General features: G+C 65.1%; 13 protein-coding genes. 11 read left to right on the forward strand and 2 right to left on the reverse strand.

Translation table 11 applies throughout. The features are described 5' to 3' along the window. Nucleotides 1–8 precede the first annotated feature (8 nt). The 4 genes from tmk (at nucleotide 9) to N7333_RS07530 (ending at nucleotide 3,007) form a co-directional block, all read left to right on the forward strand. Nucleotides 9–641 (forward strand): dTMP kinase, encoded by a 633-nt coding sequence (tmk, locus tag N7333_RS07515; RefSeq protein ID WP_129484158.1) that lies wholly within the window; start codon nucleotides 9–11, stop codon nucleotides 639–641. Continuing rightward, entirely contained in the window at nucleotides 634–1,626 is a 993-nt protein-coding gene (locus tag N7333_RS07520) for a DNA polymerase III subunit delta' (protein ID WP_129484159.1), read from the forward strand. Before tmk ends, N7333_RS07520 begins: the two co-directional genes overlap by 8 nt. Nucleotides 1,627–1,752: 126 nt before the next feature. After that, on the forward strand, nucleotides 1,753–2,109 hold the full coding sequence (locus N7333_RS07525; RefSeq protein WP_003245164.1) for a PilZ domain-containing protein: 357 nt from the start codon (nucleotides 1,753–1,755) through the stop codon (nucleotides 2,107–2,109). A gap of 109 nt (nucleotides 2,110–2,218) precedes the next feature. Next, a complete protein-coding gene (locus N7333_RS07530) occupies nucleotides 2,219–3,007 on the forward strand; it encodes a TatD family hydrolase (protein WP_003245162.1) in 789 nt (262 codons plus the stop codon). A 353-nt stretch (nucleotides 3,008–3,360) separates the two neighbouring features. Here the strand turns inward: N7333_RS07530 and N7333_RS07535 are convergent, their stop codons facing one another. Continuing rightward, complete coding sequence (locus N7333_RS07535; protein WP_129484160.1) at nucleotides 3,361–4,494, reverse strand: aminotransferase class V-fold PLP-dependent enzyme; 1,134 nt, start codon at nucleotides 4,492–4,494, stop codon at nucleotides 3,361–3,363. A 75-nt stretch (nucleotides 4,495–4,569) separates the two neighbouring features. Here N7333_RS07535 and N7333_RS07540 point away from each other — a divergent pair, with 75 nt between their 5' ends. The 7 genes from N7333_RS07540 (at nucleotide 4,570) to N7333_RS07570 (ending at nucleotide 9,737) form a co-directional block, all read left to right on the forward strand. Then, nucleotides 4,570–5,190, forward strand: a complete 621-nt coding sequence (locus N7333_RS07540; protein WP_003245158.1) for a TetR/AcrR family transcriptional regulator — start codon at nucleotides 4,570–4,572, stop codon at nucleotides 5,188–5,190. A 133-nt stretch (nucleotides 5,191–5,323) separates the two neighbouring features. Beyond that, a complete protein-coding gene (locus tag N7333_RS07545) occupies nucleotides 5,324–6,292 on the forward strand; it encodes a radical SAM protein (RefSeq protein WP_129484161.1) in 969 nt (322 codons plus the stop codon). A 230-nt stretch (nucleotides 6,293–6,522) separates the two neighbouring features. After that, entirely contained in the window at nucleotides 6,523–7,416 is an 894-nt protein-coding gene (locus tag N7333_RS07550) for a radical SAM protein (RefSeq protein WP_012018167.1), read from the forward strand. 73 nt (nucleotides 7,417–7,489) lie between these two features. Beyond that, entirely contained in the window at nucleotides 7,490–8,092 is a 603-nt protein-coding gene (locus N7333_RS07555) for a DUF4823 domain-containing protein (RefSeq protein ID WP_003245152.1), read from the forward strand. Between the two features lie 160 nt (nucleotides 8,093–8,252). Next, on the forward strand, nucleotides 8,253–8,822 hold the full coding sequence (locus tag N7333_RS07560; protein WP_012018169.1) for a DUF1285 domain-containing protein: 570 nt from the start codon (nucleotides 8,253–8,255) through the stop codon (nucleotides 8,820–8,822). Between the two features lie 64 nt (nucleotides 8,823–8,886). Continuing rightward, nucleotides 8,887–9,417 carry a GNAT family N-acetyltransferase gene (locus tag N7333_RS07565; protein ID WP_003245149.1) on the forward strand — a complete coding sequence of 177 codons (531 nt, stop codon included), beginning with the start codon at nucleotides 8,887–8,889 and terminating at the stop codon, nucleotides 9,415–9,417. Then, complete coding sequence (locus tag N7333_RS07570; protein ID WP_129484163.1) at nucleotides 9,414–9,737, forward strand: low molecular weight protein tyrosine phosphatase family protein; 324 nt, start codon at nucleotides 9,414–9,416, stop codon at nucleotides 9,735–9,737. Before N7333_RS07565 ends, N7333_RS07570 begins: the two co-directional genes overlap by 4 nt. 10 nt (nucleotides 9,738–9,747) lie before the next feature. On the opposite strand, the gene N7333_RS07575 is transcribed toward N7333_RS07570, so the two are convergent. Continuing rightward, on the reverse strand, nucleotides 9,748–11,520 hold the full coding sequence (locus N7333_RS07575; RefSeq protein ID WP_129484164.1) for a S8/S53 family peptidase: 1,773 nt from the start codon (nucleotides 11,518–11,520) through the stop codon (nucleotides 9,748–9,750). Nucleotides 11,521–11,912 lie beyond the last annotated feature (392 nt).

Raw genomic sequence — 11,912 nt, forward strand, 5'->3', positions numbered from 1 at the left:
GGCAATCCGTGACCGGTCTGTTTATTACCCTGGAAGGCCCGGAAGGCGCTGGCAAAAGCACCAACCGCGAGTATCTGGCCGAGCGCCTGCGCGAGCGGGGCGTCGACGTAGTGCTGACCCGTGAACCCGGCGGCACACCGCTGGCCGAGCGTATCCGCGAGCTGCTGCTCGACCCCAGCGACGAGCCGATGGCGGCCGATACCGAGCTGCTGCTGGTGTTCGCCGCGCGTGCCCAGCACCTGCAGCAGGTCATTCGCCCGGCTTTGGCCAAGGGCTGTGTGGTGCTATGCGACCGTTTTACCGATGCCACCTATGCCTATCAGGGCGGCGGGCGAGGACTGTCCATCGAGCGCATTGCGCAGCTGGAGCAGTTCGTCCAGGGCGAGCTGCGTCCCGACCTGACGCTGATTTTCGATCTGCCGGTGGAAGTCGGTCTGGCTCGCGCCGCGGCGCGCGGGCGCCTGGACCGTTTCGAGCAGGAAGGCCGTGGCTTCTTCGAAGCGGTACGCCAGGCTTACCTGCAGCGCGCCGCGCAGGCGCCACAACGTTATCGCGTGCTGGATGCCGGACAGACCCTGGCTCAGGTGCAGGCCGATATCGACGCCTTGCTGCCGAGCCTGCTGGAGGCCTGCCGTGGCTGAGATCTACCCCTGGCAGCAACCGCTCTGGCAGCAGCTGGCCGGGCGCAGTCAGCATGCCCATGCCTACCTGCTGCACGGTCCCACCGGCATCGGCAAGCGCGCGCTGGCCGAGCGCCTGATGGCATATCTTCTCTGCCAGAGCCCGAGCGGCCTGGACGCCTGCGGCAACTGCAAGTCCTGCCATCTGCTGGCTGCCGGTACTCACCCGGACAACTTCGTGCTCGAGCCCGAGGAGACGGACAAGCCGATCAAGGTCGATCAGGTGCGTGAGCTGGTCGATTTCGTGGTGCAGACCGCTCAGCTTGGCGGGCGCAAGGTGGTGTTGCTGGAGCCGGCCGAGGCGATGAACCTCAATGCCGCCAACGCGCTGCTCAAGAGCCTGGAAGAGCCGTCCGGCAATACCGTGCTGCTGCTTATCAGCCATCAGCCCAGCCGCCTGTTGCCGACCATCAAGAGTCGCTGCGTGCAGCAGGCCTGTCCGCTGCCGAGCGAGGCGACTAGCCTGGCCTGGCTGGCCCAGGCGCTGCCCGAGCTGGGCGACGATGAACGAAGCGATCTGCTGACCCTGGCGGCGGGCTCGCCACTGGCCGCCGTGCGCTTGCAGGCGCAGGGCGTGCGCGAGCAGCGCGCGCAGGCGGTAGAGGGGGTGAAGAAGTTGCTCAAGCAGCAGGTTTCGCCAAGCCAGTTGGCGGAAAGCTGGAACGCGCTGCCGCTGAATCTGCTCTTCGACTGGTTCTGCGACTGGGCGCAGCTGATGCTGCGTTACCAGCTGACCAGGGACGAGGAGGGCCTGGGCCAGGCGGATATGCGCAAGGTGGTGCAATACCTGGCGGACAAGACGCCGCAGGCCAGGGTGCTGGCCATTCAGGAATGGCTGCTTGGCCAAAGGCAGAAGGTGATCGGCAAGGCCAACCTCAATCGTGTGCTGCTACTGGAAGCCTTGCTGGTGCAGTGGGCCGCTCTGCCCGAGCAGGGGCGCGGCTGACAAAGGTCGCATCGGGATTCGGCAAGGCGTCACATTCTGCTGGCTGCCTGCCACCCGCTGGTTTGCGTGAGAGTATGAACAGGCCCTAGAATCAAGCATTAAGCAATAAACGCCAGGAATGCGCTGATGAGCCTGCCACCCAATCTGGGTCCCCGTAACGGAATTCTGTCCCTGACCATCAAGGACAAGTCCGTGCTGTACGCGGCCTACATGCCCTTCATCAAGAATGGCGGTCTCTTCATTCCCACCAACAAGAGCTACAAGCTCGGTGACGAAGTGTTCATGCTGCTCAACCTGATGGACGAGCCGGAGAAGATTCCGGTAGCCGGCAAGGTGGTGTGGATCACCCCGAAAGGGGCCCAGGGCAACCGCGCCGCCGGTGTCGGTGTGCAGTTCAACGACGGTGACAACACCGCCCGCAACAAGATCGAAACCTACCTCGCCGGCGCACTGAAGTCCGACCGCCCGACGCACACCATGTAATCCGCTGGCCGCGAGCGAACTCTGCTCGCGGCCAATGTATCTCCGTCGTCCAGGCACCTGCCGCTTTCGATTACAATTCGGGCTTTCCCTTTGCCCGAGTTCTCCCGCTGTGCTGATCGACTCCCATTGCCACCTTGATCGTCTCGACCTGGCTGCCCATGGCGGTTCGCTGGATGCTGCCCTGGATGCGGCGCGCGCCGCCGGCGTCGGCCATTTTCTGTGCATCGGCGTCAGCGCCGACAACGCGGCCACGGTCAAGGGCCTGGCCGAGCGTTATGCCGATGTCGACTGCTCGGTGGGTGTGCATCCGCTGGACCTCGAGCCGGGCGCCGAACCGGCGCTGGACTGGCTGCTGGGCGAGCTGGCGCACCCGAAGGTGGTCGCCATCGGCGAAACCGGCCTGGATTACCACTACGAGCCGGAATCCGCCGCGCTGCAGCAGGCGTCCTTCCGTCTGCATCTGGAAGCGGCGCGCATCACCGGCAAGCCGGTCATCGTGCATACCCGCGAGGCTCGCGCCGATACCCTGGCGCTGCTGCGCGAGGCGGCGCTGCCGCAGGCCGGGGTGCTGCACTGCTTCACCGAAGACTGGGAGATGGCCAAGGCCGCGCTGGATATCGGGTTCTACATCTCGCTGTCCGGCATCGTTACCTTCCGCAATGCCGAAGCGCTGCGCGAGGTGGCGCGCCAGGTGCCGGCCGACCGCCTGCTGGTGGAGACCGACTCGCCTTACCTGGCGCCCGTGCCGCACCGTGGCAAGCCCAATCTGCCGCAATACGTGCGTGAAGTGGCCGAGTACCTGGCCGTACTACGTGGCGTCAGCTACGAGACCCTGGCCGAGCAGACCTCGAGCAACTTCAAGCGCCTGTTCCCGTTGGCTGGTGTGGCCGACGCATAACAGCCCGTAGGGTGCGCCGCGCGCACCAGGCGATGTGGGGCGTTGCAGCCATGGTGGGTTACGCCGCACCCAGATCCAGCGAAGCAATCTACGACTCGTGACGGGCGGCTAACCCAGCCTACGGAAACGCCGATCCGCTGAGCAAAAAAAACCCGGATTCTGGGGGATGAATCCGGGTTAAGACCATTAGGAGTAAATCAAGGTACGCGGTCCACGGTACCTTGGCTGGCGGGGCACTTGGGGGGAGATGCCGCACACCAGTAAGTTCCAGTATTGGTCATGTTGGGCGAGCGTCCAGGCAAAATCGTGTGTTTTTTAAACAGATTTGGAATACCGCGGACGCTGTTGAGTCCTCACCCTTTTGCCAGCTGGGTTAGCAGACCCAGCGTTTCCTCGATCACTTGCTCTTGGGTGTAGAAGTGTGGCGAAAGCCTTACTCCCGGCCCTCGCTGCACGCAGATCACCTGCTCCTCGCGCAGGCGCTGATACAGCGCGGCATTGTCCCAGCCGGTCAGGCTGAAGTTGAGGATGCCGGCGCGGCGTTGCGTAGCCAGCGGACTGTGCAGCGTAGCGCCCGGTAGCCTGGCAATGCCGTCGGTCAATTGCTGCACACGCTCTTCCAGCAGCGCGCCGACGCGCTCCATGCCCACTTCCTCGAGCAGCGACAGGCTCGCCTCCAGGGCGAAGGCGCCGAGCATGTTCGGGCTGCCGCATTCGAAGCGCCGCGCACTGCGCGCCGGTTGCCAGTCCTGGCGGGTGTAGTCGCCGGCATGCTCCAGCATGTGCCAGCCGTATTCGTGCAGCTTCAACTGTTCGCGTACCGCGGTGCGGCAATAGAACACGCCCAGACCTTCCGGGCCGAGCATCCATTTGTGGCCGTCGGCCATGGCGAAGTCGCAGTCATAGGCCTGGACGTCGAAGGGCAGGGCGCCGAGCTGCTGGATGGCATCCACACAGAACAGCACGCCGTGCTGACGGCAGCCGCGGCCGAGGCGCGGCAGATCCAGGCGCAGGCCGCTGGCGAACTGCACCGCACTGATCGACAGCAGGCGCGTACGCGGCGTGAAGGCGGCGAGCAGGGCTGCCTCCGGATCATCGCCCTTGAGGCTAACTTCGACCACCTCCACGCCTTGGGCGGCGAGCGCCAGCCAGACGATGCGGTTGGAGGGGAATTCCTCGTCGCTGATGATCACCTGGTCGCCGGGGCGCCAGTCCAGGCCGAAGGCCACGAACGAGAGTGCCTCGGAGGTGTTCTTGACCAGTGCGATGTCGCCGGTGCTTGGTGCGTTCAGCAGGCGCATCAGGCGTTCGCGTAGGCTACGCTCCAGTTTCAACCAGTCGGGATAATCACGTGCGCCGCTGGTCACGTTCGCTTCCGAGAACCGCTGCACCGCTTCAGCGCTGCGTTTCGGCCAGGGGGCGACCGCCGCATGGTTCAGATAACGCAGTCCACTTTCTTGGGGAAACTCATCATGAAACACGTACATGGTCGGATGATCCGTGCAATTTGGCTACATTTGGGCATAATAGGCGGCTTCGATTTTTGACCCCGCAGTCCCTTTATGCAGAAAGAACCCCGTAAGGTCCGCGAATTCCGTCGCCGCGAGCAAGAAATTCTCGACACCGCGCTGAAACTCTTCCTCGAACAGGGTGAAGACAGCGTTACCGTCGAGATGATCGCTGATGCGGTCGGTATCGGCAAAGGCACCATCTACAAGCACTTCAAGTCCAAGGCGGAGATCTACCTGCGCCTGATGCTCGACTACGAGCGCGATCTCAACGAGCTGCTGCATTCGGCCGACGTGGATCGTGACAAGGAAGCGCTTTCGCGCGCCTACTTCGAATTCCGCATGCGCGACCCGCAGCGCTATCGCCTGTTCGACCGCCTGGAAGAGAAGGTGGTCAAGGGCAATCAGGTGCCGGAGATGGTCGAGCAGCTGCACAAGATCCGCGCCTCCAACTTCGAGCGCCTGACCCAGCTGATCAAGGGCCGCATCGCCGAAGGCAAGCTGGAAGACGTGCCGCCGTACTTCCACTACTGCGCCGCCTGGGCGCTGGTACACGGCGCCGTGGCGCTGTACCACTCGCCGTTCTGGAGCAACGTGCTCGAGGATCAGGAAGGCTTCTTCCAGTTCCTCATGGACATCGGCGTGCGCATGGGCAACAAGCGCAAGCGCGACTGAGGCCCGGCGGGGCTCGCTACCGGGGCGACACCGACCCCCGGCAAATGCGACCCCGCTCATTCAGCCGGTCGATGGTCCATGTGCCACGGCCGGTTACGGCGATATACTCCCGTTGTCCCTATCGGAGTCCGCCATGATCGTCGACCGCCAGGGCAGGCGTTTTCGCAACCTGCGTATCAGCCTGACCGCCGCCTGCAACTACGCCTGCACCTACTGTGTGCCTGACGGCAAGCGCCTGGTGGCGGCACAGGACGAGCTTTCCGCCGAGGCCATGGCCCGCGGCGTCGCCTACCTGATCGAAGCGGCCGGTATCGAGCGCCTGCGCATCACCGGCGGCGAGCCGCTGGTCAGCACGCGCCTGGATCCCTTCCTGCGGCAAGTCAGCCAGCTCGGTCTCGATGACATCAGCCTGACCACCAACGGCCAACTGCTCGAGCGCAAGCTGCCGCTGCTGGTCGAGTGCGGCATTCGCCGGCTCAACGTTTCGCTCGATACCCTCGACGCCAGTGCCTTCCGCAGCATCGCTCGCGGTGGTGACCTGGCTACCGTCCTGGCCGGCATGGCAGCAGCGCGCGAAGCGGGGATGAAGATCAAGGTCAACATGGTGCCGCTGCGCGGGCAGAACCTCGACCAGGTTCTGCCGCTGCTCGACTACTGCCTGGAGCGCGGTTTCGAACTGCGCTTCATCGAGCTGATGCGCATGGGCCATCTGGCGCGCGATGGCAACGCGTTCAACCAGCAGTTCGTTGGCCTGGCGCAGTTGCTGGAGCTGATCGGCAGTCGCTACCAGTACGTCCAGGCTGATGCGCCGGTGGATGCCACGGCGATGCGCTATGCCATTCCCGGCCTCGGCCACTTCGGCGTGATCGCCAACGAAAGCGTGCCGTTCTGCCGCACCTGCTCGCGCCTGCGCCTGTCGTCCACCGGCTGGCTGCATGGCTGCCTGTCGTCGAGCAATCGTCACTATGTCGGCGATCTGCTGGACAAGCCGCGTCACCAGGCCCTGCCAGCGCTGCAGCGGCTGCTGGTCAAGGCCCTTGGCGACAAGCAGGATCTGGCCTTCTCCGGCGGCGTGACGGTGATGAAGATCATCGGCGGCTGATCCGCAGGGGGCGCCATGCGCACCCATTTCCCGACGCTTGCGGTCCTCGGTGCGCGCGGCGCACCTAACATGCGCCTGCCCTACACCGATCCCCGAGGGTGCGCCATGGGCACCGCAGGCGGTGAGATGGCTCGCGCGATGCACGCTCGCCGCGATAGTCCGCGTGGCTCGGCAGTCACGTCCGCTCCGGATACACTGCCGGGGCGTCAACCAACCGAGTGTCCTTCCGCATGTCCGCCACCTTTCCCATCGCCTATATCGAGCCGGTGTTCCGTCCGCCGAGCGAGGCCCAGTCGCTGATTCTGCCGGTCACCAACGGCTGCTCCTGGAACCAGTGCACCTTTTGCGAGATGTACACCGCCCCGCAGAAGAAATTCCGTGCCCGTGACGAGGCGCAGGTGCTGGAAGAGATTCGTCGCGCCGGCGAGCAACTGATCGTCAACCGCGTATTTCTCGCCGACGGCGATGCCCTGGTGCTGCCGACTCGGCGTCTGCTGGCCATCCTGCAGGCGATCCGCGAGCACATGCCCGAGGTCCGTAGGGTTTCCAGTTACTGCCTGCCGCGCAACCTGCGCAAGAAGTCGGTGGACGAGCTCAAGGAGCTGGCCGATGCCGGGTTGAAGATGGCCTATGTCGGCTGCGAGTCGGGCGATGATGAGGTGCTGGCGCGGGTCAACAAGGGGGAAACCTTCGAGTCCAGCCTCAGCGCTCTGGACAAGCTCGGCCAGGCCGGCATCACCCGCTCGGTGATGATTCTCAACGGGCTCGGTGGCCAGGTGCTCAGCGATCAGCATGCCGACAATTCGGCGCGCCTGATGAACGAAGCCCAGCCCGAATACCTTTCCACTTTGGTGGTCAGTTTCCCCATGGGGGAGGCGCGCTTTCGCCAGCAGTTCGCCGATTACCAGCCGCTGACGCAGCTGCAGCTGTTCGCTGAGGTCGAGCGCCTGCTGCAAGGCCTCGAGCTGCAGCAGACGGTGTTTCGCAGCGATCACGCGTCCAACTACCTGGTGCTCAAGGGCAACCTGGGGCGTGACAAGGCGCGTCTGCTGGCCCAGGTGCGCGCGGCCATCGAGCAACCGCAGCAGGCGAACCTGCGGCAGGAGTGGCAGCGCGGGCTTTGACCAGGCTGGCGCAGAATCTGCATCTGTGCCTTATCCGCCGGTTTTCCGTCACCGGCACGAGGAGGATGGATTCATGCGTAACCTGCTTCTACTGGTGGCGCTGCTGGGGCTGGCTGGCTGCATGAAGGTCAGCGATCTGGCCAGCGGCGCCGAGTACCACCTGCGCGACGCCGGTTTTCTCGACCACGGGCGCACCGAGCGCATGGCCTCGCGGCGCCTGCAGCAGGACTCCTTCATCTACATCGCCCAAGGCCATTTCGTGCCGCCGGGCCACGGTTACCCGCGGCCCAACGTGGTGGCGGAGGAGGCCTTCAAGGGCTTCGTCGAATACTTTCCCCTGGTGCGCCGCGCCCGCGAGCCGGCCGGGCTGGATGAAGCGATGGCCGAGGCTCGCGCTGCCGGGGCGCACTATTTGCTCTACGGCCGCTTCGCCTACAGCGACGATCGCATCGGCACGGTGGAGGAGTGGGAGGATCAGGAAGCGCTGGATCGTCTCGGCACCGACCGTGCGGTGATTCAGCTGATGCTGATCGAGACCAACACCCGCTATCTGGTGGACACCGCGCGCATCCGCAGCCGTGGCGGCTTTCTCACCTTCTACGACGCCCAACCCCAGGACCTGATCGGCCCGCCGCTGCGTGACTACGCGCGCAGCCTGCTGGGCGTGGGGCGCTGAGCGACTGCCCGGAAGGATCGAAGCCCGCGCCTGTCCACGCCGCGCTCGGCTCGGCCAGGAGGTGCTTTGGCGGCGATTGGGATCTGCCGCCTCCTGTCGCGGCCAAAGCCCTGGTCAGGGTGTATCCTCTTCGGTTCGCAGCAATGGACGAGGAGAGAGCATGAGCGATCCAGGCAAGGCCGGCGACCTGCTGGCGCAGATCCCCAAGGGCGAAGGCAAGGGCCTGCCCCCCGTGCACCTGTGGAACCCCGATTTCTGTGGCGATATCGACATGCGCATCGCCCGCGACGGCACCTGGTATTACCTGGGCACACCCATCGGTCGCAAACCCATGGTGCGGCTGTTTTCCACCATCATCCGCCGTGACGGCGACGACTACTTCCTGATCACGCCGGTGGAGAAGGTGGGCATCAGGGTGGACGACGCACCCTTCGTCGCCGTGACTCTGCAGGTCGAGGGCGAGGGGGAAGCGCAGGTGCTGCGCTTTACCACCAACGTCGAGGACGAGGTGGTGGCCGGCGCCGAGCATCCGATTCGGGTGGAAATCGACCCTGCGACACTCGAACCCTCGCCCTACATTCTGGTGCGGCGTAACCTCGAAGCGCTGATACACCGCAACGTGTTCTACCAGCTGGTGGAGCTGGCGGTGGAGCGCGAAGTGGACGGCAAGCCCTGGCTTGGGGTGTGGAGTGCCGGGCAGTTCTATCCCATCGGGCCTTCCCCGGTCTGAGCGGGCGCTTCAGGAGCAACGCCGCTGCGCGCAGCGCACCCTATGGATCTGACAGGAGACGCAAATGGATGAGCATCGCATCGAAACCGAACGCCTGACGCTGCGCCCACCGCAGCCGCAGGATGCCGACGAGGTGCAGCGTCTGGCCGGCGATTTCCGTATTGCCGATGTCACCCGCAGCATTCCCCATCCCTATCCGCCCGAGCTCGCGCAGCAGTGGATCGAGCGCTGCACGCAGGACTGGCATGACGGCAAGGCGGCCAGCTTCGTGATCATCGAGACGGGCAGCGGCCAGCTGGTCGGCAGCATCACACTCAAGGACATCGGCCGCGGCGAGGCCGAGGTGGGTTACTGGATCGGCGTGCCGTACTGGAGCCGTGGCTATGCCAGCGAGGCCTGCAATGCACTGGTGGAGTTCGCCTTCCGCCACCTGCGTCTGCGCCGGTTGCACGCCAGCCACCTGGCGCGCAACCCGCAGTCCGGGCGCGTGTTGTTCAAGGCCGGCTTCCGCCATCTGGGTCTGGGGCATAGCGAATGCGGCTGCCAGGGCAAGCTGGAGCCGGTCGAACTCTACGAGCGGGTTTCTGGCGATTGATCCGCGCACTGTTCATCAGCAGTCGCAACCGCTTGCGCAGCCCGACCGCCGAGCAGCTGTTCGGCTCCTGGCCAGGTGTCGAAACCGATTCCGCCGGCTTGGCGCCGGACGCCGAGGTGCGTCTGTCGGCCGAGCAGGTCCAGTGGGCCACGCTGATTCTGGTGATGGAGAAGCGCCACCGCAGCCGATTGATGCGCCAGTACCGCCAGGCGCTGGCGGGCAAGCGCGTGATCTGCCTGGATATCCCCGATGACTACGCCTACATGCAGCCAGAGCTGATCGAACTGTTGCAGCGCAAGGTGGCCGGGCTGCTGCGCTGATCGCCTCGCCTCAACGCACCCGATCCAGGCTCTGCACCGCCAGGTCCAGTGCCTTCTGCATATCCAGCCGGGCCGAACGGCCCACGTCCTTGTCGCTCAGTTCGTAGTTGCGTTCCGACGGCAGGATCGGAGCGGTCAGGTCTTCGGCATCCATGGGTTCGAAGTCGTAGTCGCCGCCGATGGTCATGGCGCTGCGGCGCAGCAACATGCGCACCTGTTCCGGTTGCAGCTGCGGGTTGATCGACAGCATGGCGGCGACGATGCCGGTGACCAGCGGCGTGGCGTAGGAGGTGCCGCAGTGCACGTCGCCGCTGGCATCGACTTGCCGGGTGGAGGCACGGGCGCAGGCGGCGGCGGTGATGTCCACGCGCATGTCGACATTCGACGAGTCGCGTTTGACCGCGTAGGCGGGGTCGTCGATGGCCAGGTTCTCGCGCTCGCTGCGCTGGTGCCCACCGACCACCAGCAACTGCTCGGTGATGAAGGAGGAGGGCAGGCGGTACTCGTCGCGGCCGGAATAGGACGAGCCGTTGCCGGCGGAGTTGATCACCAGCACGTCCGGGTGTTCGTTGCGCAGCCAGAGGAAGAATTCTTCCAGCAGCTCCTCGTAACCGCTCATGGCGATGTTCGAGCGCACCAGCGAATCGATCTCGTCGCCCTCGATATTGCGGGTGCCGACGCGATGAATGCCCCAGCTCCAGTTGAGCACGCGCACGCCGTCTTCCACCAGGTTGACCGAGGCGGCGATGTTGGCAGTGATGCCGGCATCCGAATTGCGCTCGACTATCACCTCGAAGCCGTTGCTGGCCTTGTCCAGCCCGCGCAGGAAACCGGTGTTGCCGCCCTTGTCCCAGTGCGCGGCGAGGATGCCCGCCACCGTGCTGCCGTGGTTGTCCGGCTCGTCGGCGTCGCGGGCATAGAGGCAGGTGCGCGGTTTGCCGTCAGGGCAGGCGCCCAGGTAGTCGGCGAAGTCGGGGGCGTCGAAGTCGACGTTGCGCTCGATCACGCCAATGCGCACCGGCTGGGTCTCGATGGGCGAGTCGCTGGCGGGAATGCGTCGCTGGTAGTAGTTCACCGCGTCCATGAAACGGTTGGCCGCCCATTCCTCGGAGTTCTTCTGCGGCTTGCGCGCAGGCTGGCGCGCCGCTTCGGCTTCCTCGCCGCGTTCGGGCGCGCTTTCTTCCACCACCACGGCATCGACGCTGGTTTCACTGCCGATGCGCAGCACCAGGGCGTCGCGCTCCGTCAGGTTCTTCACTGGCAGACGCAGCTGGTAGACGTTCAGTGGGGCAATGGCGCCAACCACCTCGGCATCGTATTTCTGCGCCAGGCGCCTGGCCTCCTCGAGACCGTCGTGGCTCTCCTCGATCAACAGGCTGATCAGGTCGAGATAGGTGGTCAGCCCATCCATGTTCTTCGCCACTTCATCCGGGCCGGCGGCCAGTACGTGGCTGCCGTTGAGCGACAGCCACACCGGGTTGCTGACACGCGAGCCGTCTTCCAGCCACAGGGGCGCGCTGCGATTTTCATCGCGGCTCAGTTGCAGGCGCAGGCCGCCCTCGCTGCGCTGCACCGCCTTTGCCGGCAGCGTCTTGTCGCCGAGTCGCAGCCGGGGCACCTTCTCGCCGAGGCCGCGGACCTGCAGGCACCATTCCTGCCGGTCGGTGGCGAGCAGGTCGCCGCAACGTTGCAGGCTCTTGATGCGCAGGGCTTGCTCGGCGTGAGCCAGCGGGCTGAGCAGGGCCAGGGTGAGAACGCACAGAAAGGCGCGGTTCGGCAGCATGGGATGGGGCCTCCGTGGCAGTCGTTCTGCTTTTCCGACTGCCGTTGCCGTGCATCGTTCAGGTGGGTTCGAGGACGTCGTAGGGTGCGCCGTGCGCACCGCGTGTTTACGAGGCCGCAGCTGGTGCGCGCGGCGCACCCTACGGCTTGGCGCGTCCGTGTGTGCAGCTTTCCGCTGATCGGGCCGGCGAAAGCATGGAGGCTGGAAGAGGCAGCGTGAAGGCTGATTCTGCTGGCAGGACCCAGCCTGGCGAGGAACGATTAGACGTCGTCACATTAATGGCGTATCAATATCACGCAGCGCTCCTATCCTCGCCCAGCCAGATGCCTATGCAGCCCCTGTGTTCGACCAATGCGCCCGTCAGCGCCAACGATGAGCGGCTCGACGGGCTC

The sequence above is a fragment of the Pseudomonas sp. GD04158 genome, assembly GCF_029834875.1.
Lineage (GTDB): Bacteria > Pseudomonadota > Gammaproteobacteria > Pseudomonadales > Pseudomonadaceae > Aquipseudomonas > Aquipseudomonas hydrolytica.